We start from the raw sequence: 17,450 nt of genomic DNA, 5'->3' as shown, positions 1-17,450 counted from the left end.
AACGGTAAGCAACCAAAGGTCGCCATCGTCGCCGTGGCCCGAAAGATTATGACCATCCTCAGCGCCATGCTTCGACACAACCAACCCTGGTATCCAGACAAAGCCTGAAAACACAGTTGCTCATCCGGCCGCTTCGCGGCCACCTTCTCCCACAGGGGGAGAAGGAAAGATCGCTCTCAACCGCCCTTCAACCTTCTCCCTCATCGCCCCCTCCAGCCCCTCCACCGACACCAGCCGCTCATGGTCGCCCACGCGTAGCCGCATGAATGGAAGCAGCCGATAGGCGGCGACCCTGCCGCGCGTCTGCGCTTCAGCACTGACGTCGACGATGAAAATCCCGCCGATACGCCCTGGCCATGGCTGGCGGGCAAAAGCGGTGCCGAGGAAGTCGCCGAGCCCATAGGCGACGATCGCCTCGCCGATCCGCTGCACCGGCTGCACGACATGGGCATGATGGCCGGCGATCAGCCCGACGCCGTGCCCGGCCAGCCGCCGCGCCAGCGCCCGCGTTCCGGCACGCGGAAAATGCCGGAATTCCCAGTCCCAGTGCGGCACCGCACAGAGGAGATCGATCCCCGCGCTCGCCTCGCGCGGCCAGCGCGCCGGATCGCCTTCCATCAAGACGCGGCCGGCAAACAGGCTTTCGTCGGCGTTGCGCCAGAGCGTGAAAGCGGCGAAGCCGAGAGCGATCGGCCCGACCGCGAAGCGTTCGACCGGACCAGTGACGGCCAGGCCGATGGTGCGGATATCGAGCCGCCTCAACGTGGCCGCCGTCGCGTCGAAACCGGCGACACCCTGGTCGAAAACATGATTGTTGGCCAGCGACAGCACGAGTTTTTCGCGCTCGATCCCGACCGCCGCCAATGCCTCCACCAGAAAGCGTTCGCTCATCGCATGATGCGTGCCGAGCTTGGTCCCCAGGACCGCGCTCGGCCTGTCAACAACAGGGCTTTCGCAATTGCCGATCACCAGGTCGGCAGTGCCGAGCAGCGCCTTGATCGCCGGATCGCACGCCGGCGCGCTGCGGTTGGCCACGGCCGAGATGTCGCCGACGAAGGCAAGCCGCACCATCTGCTTCGGCGACGGGTCCATCAGCGTCCCCGCCGCCGGGGCAAACCCGTTGGCGTCGCCGCCAAGCGACGGCTTCAGGAATCGTGGCAGCCAGGACAGTTTGTAGGAAAGCGGATAGTTCGACACGCGACGCCCAATTTGCTTGCCCTGTGTAGACCGTCCGTCCGGCGAGTTGAAGCCATCCGGCGACAATCATGCGCCGAGACCGGCAGACGGCGGACGGCAAATTCGTGTATGGTCGCCGGCGCGAAACGCACCTGGAGGGGGAACATGAAACGAGTTGCGAGCCTGCTGGCCTCAGCCTTTATTCTGCTTGTACCGTTGTGTTCGGCTAACGCCGCCATGCCCGAAGCGGCAACCGCATTGTTCGAAGCCAAGACCGTGGCCGCGCGCGACGGCGCCCTGTCGACACTGGAAGCGGCTGCGCCGAAAGATCCGGCTTCGGCCTATGCCGCCGGCGCCGGCGAGTTCTTCACCGCACTGGAATTGCTGGCGAGCGGCCTGCACCGCCATGGCTTCGAGAGCCCGCAATCCTTCATGCTGCCGCTGATGCAGCTGCCGGTGCCGACAAACCCCAACCCCGAGCCGCTGACCTACGAAGAGTTCCGCTCCATCCTGGTCGCCTTCCGCGACCGGCTGGCAAAGTCCGCGGCGACGCTGGGTTCGGTGCCGGCCGACGCCGATATCGGCATGGTCATCGACCTCACCCATGTCGGCATCGACCTCAACGAGGACGGCACGATCGCACCGGATGAAAGCATGGCGGCGATCATGGCGGCGCTGTCGCACGGCGGCATGGCGCCAGACGGCGCCGCACCGGCGCTCACCTTCCGCTTCGACCGCGCTGACGGCTACTGGCTGCAGGGCTATGCCGAGTTCCTGATGGCGCAGGCCGATTTCTGGCTGGCCCATGATTTCAGGGGCACGTTCGACGGCTCGTTCCACATGCTGTTCCCGCGCGCCAAGCTGCCATTGCAGGACATCCTCGTGCCGCCGCCCAGCGAGATGGGCGGCAACATGTTCTCCTCGGAATGGCGCATCGCCGATTTCATCTCGATGGTGCACATGATCAACTGGCCGGTGATCGAGCCGGAGCGCCGCAAGGCGGCGCGCCAGGAGCTGCTCGAAATGATCCGGCTGTCGCGCGAGGACTGGAAAGCGATCCGCGCCGAGACCGACAATGACCGCGAATGGCTGCCGGGCCCGCAGCAGAAGGGCGAAAACCAGCTCACCGGCCTCGAAGTCGGCGAGGAGCAGGTCCAGGCCTGGCTCGCCACCTTGACCATGGCCGAGGACTTGCTCGAAGGCCGGGCGCTGCTGCCGCATTTCCGCATCACCGGCAAGGGCATCAACATGAAGCGCTTCTTCGACGAGCCGAAGCCCTTCGACCTGGTGCTGTCGATCACCGGCCCCGGCATCGCACCCTATCTGGAGACCGGCAAGATCCTGACCAGCGACGATTTCGACCTGATCCAGCGCGAATTCGGCGGCGGCGGGTTTCTGACGTTCGCGCTGTGGTTCAATTGAGGACTAAGCGCCTCGAACCGCACTGACGATCAGAAGAAACGGCGTTGGAGACGCAGGAGCCCGGCCACGACCGCCGCTATCAGCGCGTTCGATATCACGCCGACCGCGCCGCTCATCCAGGCGATATCGCCGGACTGACCAAGAATTACGAAGGGATAGAAGATGGCGATGATGACAATTGCCGCCACCAGTCCAAGCCAGCCCGCGCTCGGCTGCTTGACCCTGAGGCTGAGGAAATAGGCGATCGCGATCAGCACGATCCTGAGCGGGTCCAGTATCTGGGCAATGACGATAACGGTCAGAAGCATGGCCGGGCACTAAGCTTCAAAACCAAACCTTTCAAGTGCCAGGGGCTGATCGAATTCAGCCGGTCTGATATCGACGCGTCCTAGTCTAGCGCGTGAACCCGTGCAGCCGGGCCAGCAGCCATTGCAGCGGATTGTTGACGAATGCCTTGGTGACGAAGCTGTCATGGGCGGCTTCCGAGGCGAGCAGAGCGATGGTGCCGGCTTCCAGCCGCCGCGGCGGATCGGCGCTTGCAGTGATGCCCTTGCCTGCCAGCGCCTGCCTGATCTCGGCATTGCCCGAGGCCGAGGATTTGCCGTAGGCGCTGACGAAGAAACTCTTCCTGTGATGCGCGATCCAGTCGGCGAAGACGTCGGCTTCGTCGAACACGGCGTCGAGCAGGATGACGCCGAGCAGGCGGCCGCCAATGTCACCATTCCCAAGCACGGAAGCGGCCGGATTGTAGCCGCCGCTATAGGCGACCAGCACCACCGGCATGGCATCGAATTTCGACGCCTTGGCACCGGTCAGCCTGGCCAGGCCTTGCGCCGCCTCGGCCATGAACCCGGAAAAATAGCCCGGCGTCCAGAAATTGCCGGCGCTGGAATCCTGCGCATCGCGGGCAAATTGCGGCGCCACCAGCACGGCGTTGAGGCCTGAAGCCTCGACCTGCGCGACCACGCACTGGCGCCCGACCACGTCGCGCCGCAAGGTCGCGCCGTTGCCGTGGAAGAACACGACGATGACAGCAGGCTTGGCGGCATCGAAACCTTTGGGAATCGCGAGCAGCGTCGAGCGGTCCGAATAGGTCTTGTCTTCCCAGTAGATTCCCCCACGCGGCGAGGTGTGGCCGTGGCGGCCGTTCGCATCGACGTCGAGAAACGGCGCGGAGCCGTCGGGCAGCTTGCCCCGGTACGGAAACGGCGACGCCTTGAACGGCACGATGGTTGAGATCGCCTTGTGCGAGTGCGCGCCCTGGCTTGCGGCCGGGAATACCGCCGTGGCCAGCAGTCCGGCGACGATGGCGCGCCGGTCCGGCATCAAGCGGGCACCACCCGGAGAGCCGGCGCCCTTGATGGCAACAGCACCGCGAAGAAGGCCGGAATGGCGACGAGATAGGCGATCCCAGCCCATTGCAGCACGGCGCTGAGGCCGAAGCTGGTGGCGACGATCGGCACCGCGGCCGAGCCGATCACCGAGAAGCAGCCATTGATGCCCCAGGCCCAGACGAACAGATGCTCCTTGCCGAGCCGCGCCAGCCAGGTCATGGCGGTGGCCATCGGCATGCCCATCAGGAAGGCCGGCGGCGACACCAAGAGGAAGCAGAGCAGCAACCGCACCGCATAGGGATAGGCGCCGATCCAGTCGAGCACCGGCGACAGATAGAAGCCGTAAATCAGCAGCAGCGCGCAGATGGCCAGCAGCACCACCGGCAGCAGCGTTCGGGCGCGGTCGAAGATGCGTTCGGCGAACAGGCTGCCGAGACCGGAAAACACCAGCATCGAGGAGATCAGCACCGAGGCCGAAACGGTCGGATTGGCCAGCGCCACGGTGAAGCGGCTGATCAGCCCGACCTCGACCATGATGTAGCCGAGGCCGAGGCAGGCGAAATAGAGGATGGTGCCGAGCTTCCCGCGCGAGCGCGAGAACACGATGCGCCAGCCGAAGAGCACCGGCAACAACACCAGCGACGCCGCCGTGATGCAGGCAATGCCGAGCGTCGCCCAGATCAGCAGATAGCCCCAATCGTCCTGGAACAGGTCGAGCCGGTCGAGCGTGCGCGGCAGGTCGGCGACCTTCACATAGGCCGCAAAATAAGGTTGATCGTTGCTCAGCGCACGCGCGTCGAAGACATAGTCGCTCGCGAGCTTTTCCCAGCCGCCGGTCAGAAGTGCGTGCCAGGTCATGCGCTGCAGTTCCGTCGCCGGCAACACCTGCGGACCGGCATCGGCATCCGCGCAGGCATCGAGCGTCGGATCGGCGGGTGCGGTCGGATCGCAGTCAGGATTTGCAGGCGTGGTCGGGTCGGCGGGTTGGGTGAGCGTCGCGTCCTGTCCGCTGCCGAAGATCGACGCGCGGTAATCATCGAGTACCTTCTGCGCCCCCGAGCCGTCATAAACCATTCCTGGATAATAGACTTCCTCCCAGGACATCGATTTGGTGTAGTCGCGCAGCGTCTTGATTTCGGTTTCCGTGAAGCCGCCACGCTTGAACAGCACCGTCGTGGTGGAGAGATAGCTCGACACGGCGAAGACATCGTTGGCGGCACCTTGGCGGTCGAAAATCTCCGCCGCTTCGGCGACGGTAGAATAAAGCTTGAGCACCGATTTTGGCGGCTCTTCCTTGTTCCACAAGGTGATCGACAGCACGCCGCCATCGGCAAGCGCGTGCATGTAGCTCAGCATCGCCTCACGCGTGTAGGCGTATTTCTCCGAAATGGCGAAGCCGCCGGGATTGGACAGGCCGACGCTGTCGGCCAGGCTGAGGTCGATGACGTCGTAGCGCTCGGCCGTATTGGCGAGGAACAGGCGCCCGTCATAGTCGATCACCTTGAGCCGCGGTTCCGCCAGTATATTGCCGGTGACATCCCTGAGGATCGGATCGCGGAAGGCCCGCAACGTCATCGGGTTGCTCTCGGCGACGGTCACCGAGGTCGAACCGGCATTGAGCGCGGCCTGTGTGGAAATGCCGCCGCCGAACTGCACAACGAATGTCTTGGGTTTCTCCTTGATGACATAGGGATAGTGCATCGGCAGATAGCGGAAATAGACCTGCTCGGCCGGCGCCAGGTTGCGCATGATGCCTTCCGGCCCGTCGCCGTCGCGATACATGCCGACATAAGTGTTGGCCGGAACCTCGGGCATGCCGAAGGCGGCGTTGTCGCTCAGGCCCGGCGCGAAATGCATGTAGGAGCTGGCATAGACCTGCAAATCGCCGAACGGCGAGACGCTGCGGTAGATGCGCTTGCCGTCCGGAAAATTGCGGGCATAGGCGACACCCTTGTATTGCGAGACGGTGATGTCGGGTATGCCTGTGAGCCCGGGCAGCAAGAGGTAGCCTGATATCGACAGCGCCGCGACTACCAGGCCCGCGACAACGCTCTTCCAGGCGCCGAACGCGGCGAACCACAGCAGCGAACCGGCGGCCCACAAAAGCAGCGGCACGACGATGATGGTTTCAGGCGCGAACAGATACAGCGACACCAGCACGACGAGGCCGGCAAGCCCCGAGCCGGTCAGGTCGGCGAAATAGACGCGGCCGAAGGCGGTGCGGCTTTTCAGGAAGACGATGCCGAGGAAGAAGGCGCCGGCCAGGAACGGCAGGAGGTAGAGCAGGAAATTGGCCAGCAGCCGCCATTTCTGCTGGGGATCGGACACCAGGAAGATGGCATTGAACGGCACCGTCTGGGCGATGAGGTTGGAGCCGACGGCGAGCGGGCCGATCAGCAACAGGGCCACCGTTGCGGCGCCTTGCCAGTGGCGATCGAACCAACCCTTGCCGGCGAAGATGACGACACTGGACAAGGAGAAACCAAGCATGGCGAGGCTGACCACCAGCGAGCCGAAATGCGACCAGCTGCCCACGGCAAATACCCGCATGACGGCGATTTGCAGGGCGATGATGGCGCCGGCGATCAGCCCGACCGCGAGGTAATGCGCAAGCCGTGGCGCCTCCAGCGAGGCGATGCCTGGTCGAGAGATCGATGCGACGGCTGCCATTCAGGCCCCTCGATGCGAATTCAGCAAGGCCGGTGCCGCCGCGCGGCGACTCAGCCGTTATGCGTGCCGACGATCTGGTCGCCTTCCAGCTTGGTGAAGGGCACGAAAGGCACCACCTTGCCGTTGTAGATGTCCGAGCGGACGATGTTGAACGTGCCGTCGGCAAGCTGCTGCTTGATCACCTTGAGCACATGCTGGGCGCCCGGCGGACCGACGGGAATGACCATGACGCCATTGGGCTTGAGCTGCTGCAGCAGCGATGGCGGAATATGGTCGATGCCGCAGGTGACGATGATCTTGTCGAAAGGACCGACGCTCTCCCAGCCATAATAGCCGTCGGCATTGCGGCTGGTGACCGCGCCGAATTCGCTGTAGCCGCGCTCGATCAGCCCGTCATAGATACGGCGGGTGCGCTGCGCCAGCGGACTGATGATCTCGATCGTGTGCACCTTGTCGGTGAGGTTGGCCAGATAGGCCGACTGGTAGCCCGAGCCGGTGCCGATCTCGAGCACGGCTTCGCCGAACTGCACGTCGATGGCCGTCGTCATGCGCCCGACCAGGTGCGGGCCTGAAATCGTCACGCCATAGCCGATATCGAGGAAGGCATGATCATAGGCGCGGCCCAGGTTCTGCGGCAGCACGAACTCCTCGCGCGGGGTCAGCAGGAAGGCGCGCTTGTTGCGATCGTCCAGCACGTCCTTGTTGTAGACCATGATCTGGAAGCGATCGAATCGCTCAGCCAGCAACTTCGGATCCTCGCCGCGATTGGCCACCATCCAGTCGATGAAGGACTTCTTATCCTTGAACGGCACCTCCGCATTGCGGTCATAGGGAACCGGCACGGCAGCCTTGACGGCGGCCGGAAGAATGGAAAACGCCGCGGCTCCCGCCGACAGCGCCAAGAAGTCCCGACGCTTCATGGAAAAGCCTCCAAAGGTGACCTTTGCCACCTTGAAACCAAGCACTTGACCGGATTGCACCGCCTCCCAAAACGAGTCAATCGGCCGCCGGAAGTCGATCCGCCAGGCCGAAAAATTGTGGCAGGACGGCAACAGTAGTCGCGGGCACCCGGTGGCGTTCGCGGCGGCGCGGCCGATGCCTGTCGGCGCGCCTCATTGCCGCGGGAAGCGCTCGATCGTGTTTTTGCAAGGATTAGCAAGGGCTGTTTTGCTTGACTCGACAGGCAAAAACAGGCAGCAAAACAGCCTTGGAAGGGCTGCAATACCGCGTGCATGGTCGTGGACGAGCCTTTTTCGGCACAAAGTCCACGTCTCTCGATTGGTTTTGAGAGGGATTGGTTAACCAACTTTGTCCATATTTTGAAGCAATCGGCAACTAACGACAGGCGCGGCAAACGCGTCGGGGACCACCTGGGATCACTCACAGAATGGTCGTCGCGGCTATCACAGCCGCGGACGTGGGAGCCGATTGGAGCAAGATTGGTTGCATGGCGTTCTTGAGTCGTAAAATTGTCGGGGACAGGCGTTGGGGCGGCGAGACCGCTGTCGAAGCGTCACGTGCCTCATCCTTCACCCCTGAACGGGTTGTCCCCTGGGTCGCTGTGCCAGGCGTCGGCGTTGCCGTCGGCCTATGGCTGATCGGCACCATGGCCGGCCTCAGCTCCGTCGGCGCCTCGCTCTCGGCGACGTCGGCAGGCCTGCCGCAGACGCTGTCCATGCCGGGCGTTCTCGCTCTCGCCGATCCGCTGAAACAGCATTTCCTCAGCTCTTCGGCGCCGTTCGTGATGGCCAATGCCCATGGCGGCGCGCAGGCGCTGCACGACCATGCCGTACAGTGCGGCGCCAGCTGCTTCAAGCTGGCCGCGGTAACCTCCAAGGCGGAGAAATCCGCGCGTCTGGTGGCACAGGTCAAACCAACGCCGGCGAAGTCGAAATCGCAGCAACGCTTCGAGCTGATGGAAGCGTCGCTGTCGCCGACAAAGCTTGCCGCCGCCTTCGCCGGTGCGGGAAAGCCGGCGGCCCCAGCCAGCACCCATCCCCTTATTTCCACCGCCGCCCAGCAAGTCACCGAGGCGTCTCTCGTGCCGTCCGTCCAGGTCATGGCCAGCCTGTCCAACGACATGCCGGCTCCGGCGGCGGAACGCTTCGCCCGCGCCGATACGGGTTCCGTCGTGCAGACCGCGCCGGCGCCGACGGGCTTTGCCCAGTCGGAAACGCCCGACAACGCGCAGCTGGCGCTTGCCCTCGTCGAGTCGATGCCGGTCGAGGACGAAGCCTTCGCCTCGCCGCTGCCGATGACAGAATCCTCACCCGATGTCGCGGTTGCGCCGGTGGAGACCCAGCAGGAACAGCCCGGCGACGCCGCCTCGCTGCCGGATGCGCTTACCGACGGCGTCCCGCTGCCGACCCGCCGCCCGCAATATGAGGCTCCGCAGCCCAAGGTCGTGGAGCAGGACAAGCCGGCTCCGCAGCCCAAGGCACTGCCACAGAAGCCTGCACCTCAGGCAAAGCCGGTCGAGGTGGCCAGGCAGCCTGCCCGCCAGGGCCGCTCCGGCGAAAACGGCGACGTGCTGGCCTATGCCAAGCCGGATACCCCTGCGGGCGGCCTCGGCCAGGCGTTCAGGAACCTGTTCAACGGCCCCAGTGCCGGAAGCGGCGCTGGCCATGGCGTGGCCGTCTATGACATCAGCGCCAAGACCGTCTACATGCCGGACGGCCAGCGGCTCGAAGCGCATTCCGGCCTCGGCGCCATGGTTGACCAGCCGCGCTATGTCCACGTGAAGGACCGTGGTCCGACGCCGCCCGACACCTACAATCTGTCGCTGCGCGAATCCCGCTTCCACGGCGTCGAGGCGATCCGCCTGACACCGACGAGCGGCGGCAACAAATACAACCGCAACGGCCTCCTCGCGCATACCTACATGCTGCGCGGCGGCCGCGCCGAATCCAATGGCTGCGTCGTCTTCCGGGACTATGCCCGCTTCCTCGCCGCCTTCAAGAAGGGCAGGGTTACACGCCTCGTCGTAGTGGATCGCCTGAAGGGATCGGCGACCCGGGTCGCGTCGAACGGAAGCGGCGCTTGAGATAAGGCGGAACCCACCGACACCTCCTGACAGCCTTCTGTCAGGAGCATGACGCGCCCGCCGGCCAGCCTTCATCGCGCTCTTTCCATTTTCGCCAAGACCTCCCATATTCGGGACATGGCCAAATCCCCCGATAAAAGAACGCCGCCGACGGCGGATGACGACCGCGCCGCGCCGAAGCGGCGCAGCCCGCTGACCGATTTCCTCGACGCGTCCGAGCCGCTGCACAAGGGCGGCTTCGCCGAGATGCCGCAGGCTGAGCTGACGGGCACGCCGCTAACCGGTTCGATCGCGGATTGGGCCGAGCAGATCGAACAGGAGGCTGAACGGGAAGGCCGCGCCGCGGGCAAAGGCGGCGGCGCCAAGTCGCCGAAGAAGATTCCAGAGCGCTCCGCGGCGCCGGGCCGCACCGCGCGCGGCACCTCGATGGGCGGCGCCGCGTCGGCCCGCGAACGCACGGCGGCCGGCCTCAATCCGGTCGCCGGGCTCGACATCTCGCTGGAAGAAGCCGAGACGATGTCGTCCAGTGGCGTCACCGCCACCGTGGCCGCGCTCTCGGCTCTGATCGAATCCGGCAATCCGCTGCACAAGGACGGCGTGCTGTGGACGCCGCACCGCCCTGCCCGGCCGGAGAAATCCGAAGGCGGCATCGCCATCAAGATGGTGTCGGACTTCGAACCGGCGGGCGACCAGCCGACCGCCATCAAGGATCTGGTCGAAGGCGTCGACAACAACGACCGCACGCAGGTGCTGCTCGGCGTCACCGGCTCCGGCAAAACCTTCACCATGGCCAAGGTGATCGAGGAGACGCAGCGCCCTGCCTTGATCCTGGCCCCCAACAAGACGCTGGCCGCGCAGCTCTATTCCGAGTTCAAGAAATTCTTCCCCGACAATGCGGTGGAGTATTTCGTCTCCTACTACGACTATTACCAGCCGGAAGCCTACGTTCCGCGCACCGACACCTTCATCGAGAAGGAATCCTCGATCAACGAGCAGATCGACCGCATGCGCCATTCGGCGACGCGTTCGCTGCTCGAGCGCGACGACGTCATCATCGTCGCCTCGGTGTCCTGCATCTACGGTATCGGGTCGGTCGAGACCTATACGGCGATGACCTTCCAGATGCAGATCGGCGACCGGCTCGACCAGCGCGCCCTGCTCGCCGACCTCGTCGCCCAGCAGTACAAGCGCCAGGACATCAATTTCGTGCGCGGCTCGTTCCGCGTGCGCGGCGACACGATCGAAATCTTCCCGGCCCACCTGGAAGACCGCGCCTGGCGCATCTCGATGTTCGGCGACGAGATCGAGGCGATCACCGAATTCGACCCGCTGACGGGCCAGAAGACCGGGGAGCTGAAGAGCGTCAAGATCTACGCCAACTCGCACTATGTGACGCCGCGCCCAACGCTGAATCAGGCGATCAAGTCGATCAAGGAAGAGCTCAAGCACCGTCTGGTGGAACTGGAGCGCGCCGGCCGTCTGCTGGAAGCGCAGCGGCTGGAACAGCGCTGCCGCTTCGACCTGGAGATGCTGGAAGCCACCGGCTCCTGCGCCGGCATCGAGAACTATTCGCGCTATCTCACCGGCCGCCAGCCCGGCGATCCGCCGCCGACTTTGTTCGAATACATTCCCGACAACGCACTGGTCTTCATCGACGAAAGCCACGTCACCGTGCCGCAGATCGGCGGCATGTATCGCGGCGACTTCAGGCGCAAGGCGACGCTGGCCGAATACGGCTTCCGCTTGCCCTCCTGCATGGACAACCGGCCGCTGCGCTTCGAGGAATGGGACGCCATGCGGCCGCTCTCGGTTGCCGTTTCGGCGACGCCGGGCGGCTGGGAAATGGAACAGGCCGGCGGCGTCTTCGCCGAGCAGGTCATCCGGCCGACCGGGCTGATCGATCCGCCCGTCGAAGTGCGCCCGGCGAAAAGCCAGGTCGACGACGTCGTCGGCGAGATCCGCGAGACGACGGCCGCCGGCTATCGGACGCTGGTCACCGTGCTGACCAAGCGCATGGCCGAGGACCTGACCGAATACCTGCACGAGCAGGGCGTGCGCGTTCGTTACATGCATTCCGACATCGACACGCTGGAGCGCATCGAGATCCTACGCGATCTGCGGCTTGGCGCCTTCGACGTGCTGGTCGGCATCAACCTTTTGCGCGAAGGTCTCGACATTCCAGAATGCGGCTTCGTCGCCATCCTCGACGCCGACAAGGAAGGTTTTCTGCGTTCGGAGACATCGCTGATCCAGACCATCGGGCGCGCTGCCCGCAATGTCGACGGCAAGGTCATCCTCTACGCCGACCAGGTCACCGGCTCGATGGAACGGGCGATGGCCGAGACAAACCGTCGCCGCGAAAAGCAGATGGAGTGGAACGCCGCCAACGGCATCACGCCGGAATCGGTCAAGTCTCGGATCTCCGACATTCTCGACTCGGTCTACGAGAAGGACCATGTCCGCGCCGATATCTCGCAGTTCACCGACGGCGCCGGCGCCATGATGGGCAACAATTTCAAAGCCCATCTCGACGCGCTGGACAAGCAGATGCGCGACGCCGCCGCCAATCTCGACTTCGAGAAGGCGGCCCGCATCCGCGACGAGATCAAGCGGCTGCGCGAGATGGAACTGTCGATCTCCGACGATCCGCTGGCGCGCGAGGTGGAAGGCCAAAGTCCGGCCTCGGGCCGCGAAAAAGGCAAGCACAACAAGGGCGTGGCCAAGCATCGTACGGCTGAGGAACAGGAGCGGTTCCGCAAGCTCGACCAGGCACGTGCCGCCGAAGAGGCGGCCAAGGCCGCCCGGCCCAACCTCTTCCGCAAGCCCGATCTCGACGAGATGGGCGCCGACGGCGCCGTACCGGTGAAGAAGCCGCTGTTCGCCAAGCCGTCGCTGGACGATATGGGCCCCGGTACCGACATGCCGACCCCGTCAGGCGCGGTGTCGCGCTCGCTGTTCAAGAAGCAGTCGGCCGAAGAGGCGCACGGCTCCGATTTCGGCATCCCGGGCGACGCGACCAAACCGCTGTTCAAGAAGAACTCACTCGACGAAATGACCGTGCGGCGCACGGAGACGCCGATCGAAGGCGAGAAGCCGGTCAAGCGCGAGCGCACCGGCATCGGCTCCTACGAGGACCCAGGCGACGCCCGCCGCGAAAAGCGCCGGCCTGGCAAGACAGGCAGACCGGGAAAGTAGCGATCCTTCGCGCCCCCTCTGTCCTGCCGGACATCTCCCCCACGAGGAGATCGGATATCATCTTTGCTTTCGCCAATCTCCAACGTCGCGCAATGAGCGAGGCGCACAAGCTGCCAATCTCCCTCCTTGTGGGGGAGATGTCCGGCAGGAGGGGGGCGCTGTCCCTCCAACATAGATCAGCTCTTCTTGGCACCTTGCCAGTCATGGGACGAACCTATACGGGCCTTGGCATTGGCTCCTTCGCTCGGAAACCAAACTCCCGCACGGCCCACCCCCATGAAACCCAGAGACATCGCCGCCTACATCTTCCTGGCCGTCACGTGGGGCCTGTCCTTTCTGGTCCTGCTCAAGGTGGTGCACGCATTCGGCTGGGTCGGCGCGGTCACCTTGCGCGCGCTGATTGCCGGCAGCACGCTCTTTCTGCTTGCCGCCGCGACGCGGCGACGGCTGGATTTCAGCGCCGGCTGGCGGCACTTCGCGGTGGTCGGCGCGACGACCGTCGCCGCTCAGCTGATCGGCCTTTCCTATGCCACGCCGCGCATCGGCACGGCCATGGCGGCTATCCTGGTTGCCGCGATCCCGCTGTTCTCGATGATCATCGGCCAGCTCTGGGGGCTTGAGCGCATCACTGTTCGTGGCCTGGGCGGGCTGCTGCTCGGCGCTGCCGGCATTGTCGTCCTGGTCGGCTTCCCCGCCGTTCCGGTCACCGCATCCTTTGCGACCGGCTGCGCCGCCTCGCTGTTCAGTTCGTTCTCGGCCGCCTTCGGCAGCAATTACGCCAATCGCCATCTGCGCTCGGCCGGCTCGCTGGAACTCACCAGCGCCGCCTTCCTGTTCGGTGGGCTGATGACGCTGCCGCTGCTGCTCGTCGTGCCGGTGCCGGCCATTCCGCGCCCCGTCGACTTCCTTTACCTGGCGATCCTGGCCTGCGTCATGAGCGCATTGACCTATGTCGTCTATTTCCGGCTGGTGGCCTCAATCGGTGCAACCAGGACGATCAGCGTCGAATTCGCCGTGACCACGATCGCCGTGCTGACCGGAACGATCCTGCTCGGCGAGTCGCTGACCGTCACCCAAGGCTTCGGCGCGGTGGCGATCATCTGCGGCTGCATCCTGGTGCTGGACCCCTTCCCGCGCCGCGCGAAAGCGGGGGCCTTGCCATCAGCCCCGCCTTTGGTGTAGCCAGTCGTCACACTCGAACGTCTCGAAAGGAGGGCTCACGTGTTTACGTTTTTTCGTCACCATCGTCAGCGTGGCCCGATTTCTGCCCTGCGAGCTAGCTTGCAGGGCTGACCAGGGACGGTCCGGGTTTTTTTCCCGCTTCGATTTTTTGGTCTGCCCTTCGTGGTGTGCAACGCCTGGCCTGATAGCCGGCACGCGCACCGTCAAAGTGCATTGACCCGGACTTTCCGGACAGACCAGAGAAATCGAAAATGGCCCTGATCAGCCTCAAATCCCTCGGCGTCACCATGAGTGCGCCGCTCTTCTCCAATCTCGACCTCAGCATCGGCACTGGCGACCGGCTCGGCATCGTTGCCGCCAACGGCCGCGGCAAGTCGACCTTGTTGAAATGCCTGGCCGGCGAGCTGGAGCCGACAACGGGCGACATCACCCGCACGCGCGGCCTGCGCGTCGGCCATGTCGAACAGTCCGTTGCCCCTGCCCTGCTCGGCAGTACTTTTTACCAGGTGGTGGCGGATGCCTTGCCACCGGAGCAGACCGACAGCGAGATGTGGCGCGTCGACGTGGTCCTCGATTCGCTCGACGTGCCCGAGCCAATGCGCGAGCGGGAGATGCGGGCGCTGAGCGGCGGCTGGCAGCGGCTGGCGCTGATCGCCCGCGTTTGGGTCACCGATCCCGACGTGCTGCTGCTCGACGAGCCGACCAACCATCTCGACCTCGCCCGCATCAGCCAGTTGGAAACCTGGCTCAACGCGCTGCCGCGCGACGTGCCCGTCATCATCGCCAGCCATGACCGCGCCTTCCTCGACGCCACCACCAACCGCACGCTGTTCCTGCGTCCGGAACAGTCGCCGGTGTTTTCGCTACCCTACTCACGGGCCCGGGAAGCGCTGGACGAGGTCGACGCCTCGACCGAGCGAAAATTCCAGCGCGACATGAAAGTGGCGCAGCAATTGCGCCGGCAGGCGGCCAAGCTCAACAATATCGGCATCAATTCGGGCAGCGACCTGCTGACGGTCAAGACCAAGCAGCTCAACCAGCGCGCGGAAAAGCTCGAAGAGGCAGCCAATCCGGCGCATCGCGAAAAATCGGCGGGCGCGATCAAACTCGCCAATCGCGGCACGCACGCCAAGGTGCTGATCACGCTCGACGACGCGGCGGTGGAAACGCCCGACGGCACGCTGCTGTTCAGGACCGGCAAGCGCCACATCTGCCAGGGCGACCGCATCGTGCTGCTCGGCCGCAACGGCGTCGGCAAATCGCGCTTCGTCACCTTGATCCGCAACGCCATCCTCGAACAGGATGCGGTGCGCAATGTGAAGGTGACGCCGTCGACCGTGCTCGGCTACAGCGACCAGGCGCTATCCGGCATCAGCGGCGACGACACGCCGCTGGCCATGGTCTCGCGCCGCTACGATGTCGGCGAACAGCGCGCCCGCTCGCTGCTCGCCGGCGCCGGCGTGGTCATCGAGATGCAGGAGAAAAGGATCGGTGTGCTGTCGGGCGGCCAGAAGGCGCGGCTGATGATGCTGGCGCTCAGGCTCGCCAATCCCAACTTCTACCTGCTCGACGAGCCGACCAACCATCTCGACATAGACGGCCAGGAAGCGCTGGAGGAGGAGTTGCTGAAGCACCAGGCAAGCTGCCTGCTCGCCTCGCACGACCGCTCCTTCATCCGTGCCGTCGGCAACCGCTTCTGGCTGGTCGAGAAGCGGAAGCTGACCGAGGTCGAAGACCCGGAGCGTTTCTTCCGCGAAGTGGCTGAAGGAACCGGCTGAGCGGCGACGAAGATGCATTGCCGATGAAGTTTCGGCCTGTCACTGACAGGGCGCACCTTTGGTATCATTTCATGAGACGTACTCTTGATTCCTGAAACGTATCATGTCATGGTACGTCCGTCGGAACCCCACGGATGATACGCTCGTTCAAGGACAAGACCAGCCAAGCCGTTTCGAACGGCAAGGCTCCAAAGGGCTTCCCTTCGGATCTTGTCCGACCGGCCCAACGGAAGCTGTACATGATCGACAACGCCGCCGAACTGTCAGATCTCAAGACGCCTCCCGGCAACAGGCTTGAGGCGTTGAAAGGCAACCGTGCCGGTCAGCATTCGATCCGCATCAACGATCAGTTTCGCATCTGCTTTCACTGGGTGGATGGGCAAGCAGAAGATGTTGAAATAACCGACTACCATTGAAGGCAGGTCCCAAATGCTTGATATCAACCCGCCCATCCATCCCGGAGAAATTCTCCGCGAAGAGTATCTCATACCGCTTGGTCTGAAGCCTTACACGCTGGCCAAAAAGCTGCATGTGCCGCGCACGCGCATCGAGCGCCTAGCCAGCGAGACGACACCGGTAACGCCCGATACCGCACTGCGCCTTGCGAAGTTTTTTGGGACCACGCCGCAGTTTTGGATGAACATGCAGGCAAGCTATGACCTCGCCGTCGAGGGGAAGGCCAAGAGAGCCGACCTTGAAACGATCGAACGATTGGAGACTGCTGCCTGACGTAAGGGCGCCGCGCCGGTAACAGAGAAAAAATTCGACAATCTGTCGGATCGCCCGTTGCTGCCTCGTCCTTGGGATGCCGACACGATGATGCCGGCGCCAACCCAGGGAGAAGTCATCATGTCCGTCCTGTCATCCATCGGCCGCATCGCAACCCGGTATGCCGCGGCGCGCGCCCGTCACCGCAGCGAACGCATCCTTTTGTCGCTGCCGGCCGAACTGCGCAAGGATATCGGCTTTCCGGAAATCTTCGATGCCCGCGACAGCCGTCGCGCGGCCACGTCCTCGGCCAAGGTCATATGACCATGGCCAGCCGCAGCATGCACCGGCCTCAAAAGCCGGCCGGTGCCCGATGATCCGGCCGCGGCGAAAAATTTTCGGGCCCTGTAGGATTGGCGTCACCTCATCCGTCCTATGATCCGCAAGGCCATGCCAAACGTGAAGAGGAACACGAGAATGACCGACCAGACCCCGCCCCGCGCCAAGGTTCTTGGCGGATTGACCCCCTATCTGCAGGTCAACGGCGCCATCAAGGCCGCCGAATTCTACAAGAAGGCTTTCGGGGCCGAGGAAGTCTTTGCCTATCCGGCGGATGAAAAAGGCCGCACCATGCATATCCACCTCTACATCAACGGCTCGACGCTGATGCTCGGCGACGCCTATCCGGAACACGGCCATCCGCACCAGGCGGCGCAGGGCTATACGCTGCAGCTCCATCTCGGCAAGGATGACATCGACGCCTGGTGGAAACGCGCCGTCGACGCCGGCTGCGAGATCGTCACGCCGCTGCAGGTGATGTTCTGGGGCGACCGCTGGGGCCAGGTGAAGGATCCCTTCGGCGTCGCCTGGGCAATGAACGCACCGACTGAATAAGCTTAGCGTGCGCGCCCTCGCCGAGGGGGATGCGCCCAAACAATCCTA

Annotated in this window: 14 protein-coding genes and 1 pseudogene; 10 read left to right on the top strand and 5 right to left on the bottom strand. The window is 64.2% G+C overall.

The genetic code is table 11. The features are described from left to right. Positions 1-108, top strand: a pseudogene (locus EN845_RS36075) (IS110 family transposase); the annotation flags it as partial. A 12-nt stretch (positions 109-120) separates the two neighbouring features. On the opposite strand, the gene EN845_RS10450 reads toward EN845_RS36075, so the two are convergent. Then, positions 121-1,197 (bottom strand): CapA family protein, encoded by a 1,077-nt coding sequence (locus tag EN845_RS10450; RefSeq protein ID WP_127869737.1) that lies wholly within the window; start codon positions 1,195-1,197, stop codon positions 121-123. Between the two features lie 144 nt (positions 1,198-1,341). Between EN845_RS10450 and EN845_RS10445 the strand changes: the two genes are divergently transcribed. Continuing rightward, positions 1,342-2,598, top strand: coding sequence for a hypothetical protein (locus EN845_RS10445; protein WP_127869738.1), 1,257 nt, complete (start codon positions 1,342-1,344; stop codon positions 2,596-2,598). 29 nt (positions 2,599-2,627) lie between these two features. Here EN845_RS10445 and EN845_RS10440 read toward each other — a convergent pair whose 3' ends face one another. From EN845_RS10440 to EN845_RS10425, 4 genes are all read right to left on the bottom strand, one after another. Then, positions 2,628-2,906: a hypothetical protein gene (locus tag EN845_RS10440; RefSeq protein ID WP_127280559.1), complete on the bottom strand. Its 279-nt coding sequence runs from the start codon at positions 2,904-2,906 to the stop codon at positions 2,628-2,630. Between the two features lie 85 nt (positions 2,907-2,991). Then, the gene (locus EN845_RS10435; protein WP_127869739.1) at positions 2,992-3,924 is read right to left on the bottom strand and encodes a hypothetical protein; all 933 of its coding nucleotides are present in this window, start codon (positions 3,922-3,924) and stop codon (positions 2,992-2,994) included. Next, positions 3,924-6,602: a hypothetical protein gene (locus EN845_RS10430; protein WP_127869740.1), complete on the bottom strand. Its 2,679-nt coding sequence runs from the start codon at positions 6,600-6,602 to the stop codon at positions 3,924-3,926. The genes EN845_RS10435 and EN845_RS10430 overlap by 1 nt, the downstream gene beginning before the upstream one ends. A 50-nt stretch (positions 6,603-6,652) precedes the next feature. Further along, complete coding sequence (locus EN845_RS10425; protein WP_127869741.1) at positions 6,653-7,522, bottom strand: protein-L-isoaspartate O-methyltransferase; 870 nt, start codon at positions 7,520-7,522, stop codon at positions 6,653-6,655. A gap of 527 nt (positions 7,523-8,049) precedes the next feature. Between EN845_RS10425 and EN845_RS10420 the strand changes: the two genes are divergently transcribed. The 8 genes from EN845_RS10420 (at position 8,050) to EN845_RS10385 (ending at position 17,402) form a co-directional block, all read left to right on the top strand. Then, complete coding sequence (locus EN845_RS10420) at positions 8,050-9,645, top strand: DUF2778 domain-containing protein (protein WP_127869742.1); 1,596 nt, start codon at positions 8,050-8,052, stop codon at positions 9,643-9,645. Positions 9,646-9,762: 117 nt separating this feature from the next. Continuing rightward, positions 9,763-12,840 carry an excinuclease ABC subunit UvrB gene (uvrB, locus tag EN845_RS10415; RefSeq protein ID WP_127279689.1) on the top strand — a complete coding sequence of 1,026 codons (3,078 nt, stop codon included), beginning with the start codon at positions 9,763-9,765 and terminating at the stop codon, positions 12,838-12,840. A gap of 276 nt (positions 12,841-13,116) precedes the next feature. Then, positions 13,117-14,022, top strand: a complete 906-nt coding sequence (locus tag EN845_RS10410) for a DMT family transporter (protein ID WP_127869743.1) — start codon at positions 13,117-13,119, stop codon at positions 14,020-14,022. Positions 14,023-14,273: 251 nt separating this feature from the next. Then, on the top strand, positions 14,274-15,800 hold the full coding sequence (locus tag EN845_RS10405) for an ABC-F family ATP-binding cassette domain-containing protein (protein ID WP_127869744.1): 1,527 nt from the start codon (positions 14,274-14,276) through the stop codon (positions 15,798-15,800). A 134-nt stretch (positions 15,801-15,934) separates the two neighbouring features. Next, positions 15,935-16,216 (top strand): type II toxin-antitoxin system RelE/ParE family toxin, encoded by a 282-nt coding sequence (locus EN845_RS10400; RefSeq protein WP_127869745.1) that lies wholly within the window; start codon positions 15,935-15,937, stop codon positions 16,214-16,216. 13 nt (positions 16,217-16,229) lie between these two features. Next, positions 16,230-16,529: a HigA family addiction module antitoxin gene (locus EN845_RS10395; protein WP_127278412.1), complete on the top strand. Its 300-nt coding sequence runs from the start codon at positions 16,230-16,232 to the stop codon at positions 16,527-16,529. Between the two features lie 120 nt (positions 16,530-16,649). Next, positions 16,650-16,832: a hypothetical protein gene (locus EN845_RS10390; protein WP_023770253.1), complete on the top strand. Its 183-nt coding sequence runs from the start codon at positions 16,650-16,652 to the stop codon at positions 16,830-16,832. A 153-nt stretch (positions 16,833-16,985) separates the two neighbouring features. After that, positions 16,986-17,402 carry a glyoxalase/bleomycin resistance/extradiol dioxygenase family protein gene (locus EN845_RS10385; protein ID WP_127278410.1) on the top strand — a complete coding sequence of 139 codons (417 nt, stop codon included), beginning with the start codon at positions 16,986-16,988 and terminating at the stop codon, positions 17,400-17,402. Positions 17,403-17,450 lie beyond the last annotated feature (48 nt).

The organism is Mesorhizobium sp. M8A.F.Ca.ET.202.01.1.1, assembly GCF_004791595.1.
Taxonomy (GTDB): domain Bacteria; phylum Pseudomonadota; class Alphaproteobacteria; order Rhizobiales; family Rhizobiaceae; genus Mesorhizobium.
The sequence above is the reverse complement of the archived record's forward strand: the minus strand, read 5'-3'. Positions and strand labels throughout refer to the sequence as shown.

What these genes read in the sequence shown, in the direction of transcription:
- EN845_RS10445 (WP_127869738.1), top strand. Translation starts at nt 1,342, where the DNA reads ATGAAACGAGTTGCGAGCCTGCTGGCCTCAGCCTTTATTCTGCTTGTA.
- EN845_RS10440 (WP_127280559.1), bottom strand. Translation starts at nt 2,906, where the DNA reads ATGCTTCTGACCGTTATCGTCATTGCCCAGATACTGGACCCGCTCAGG.
- EN845_RS10435 (WP_127869739.1), bottom strand. Translation starts at nt 3,924, where the DNA reads ATGCCGGACCGGCGCGCCATCGTCGCCGGACTGCTGGCCACGGCGGTA.
- EN845_RS10430 (WP_127869740.1), bottom strand. Translation starts at nt 6,602, where the DNA reads ATGGCAGCCGTCGCATCGATCTCTCGACCAGGCATCGCCTCGCTGGAG.
- EN845_RS10425 (WP_127869741.1), bottom strand. Translation starts at nt 7,522, where the DNA reads ATGAAGCGTCGGGACTTCTTGGCGCTGTCGGCGGGAGCCGCGGCGTTT.
- EN845_RS10420 (WP_127869742.1), top strand. Translation starts at nt 8,050, where the DNA reads ATGGCGTTCTTGAGTCGTAAAATTGTCGGGGACAGGCGTTGGGGCGGC.
- uvrB (WP_127279689.1), top strand. Translation starts at nt 9,763, where the DNA reads ATGGCCAAATCCCCCGATAAAAGAACGCCGCCGACGGCGGATGACGAC.
- EN845_RS10410 (WP_127869743.1), top strand. Translation starts at nt 13,117, where the DNA reads ATGAAACCCAGAGACATCGCCGCCTACATCTTCCTGGCCGTCACGTGG.
- EN845_RS10405 (WP_127869744.1), top strand. Translation starts at nt 14,274, where the DNA reads ATGGCCCTGATCAGCCTCAAATCCCTCGGCGTCACCATGAGTGCGCCG.
- EN845_RS10400 (WP_127869745.1), top strand. Translation starts at nt 15,935, where the DNA reads ATGATACGCTCGTTCAAGGACAAGACCAGCCAAGCCGTTTCGAACGGC.
- EN845_RS10395 (WP_127278412.1), top strand. Translation starts at nt 16,230, where the DNA reads ATGCTTGATATCAACCCGCCCATCCATCCCGGAGAAATTCTCCGCGAA.
- EN845_RS10390 (WP_023770253.1), top strand. Translation starts at nt 16,650, where the DNA reads ATGTCCGTCCTGTCATCCATCGGCCGCATCGCAACCCGGTATGCCGCG.
- EN845_RS10385 (WP_127278410.1), top strand. Translation starts at nt 16,986, where the DNA reads ATGACCGACCAGACCCCGCCCCGCGCCAAGGTTCTTGGCGGATTGACC.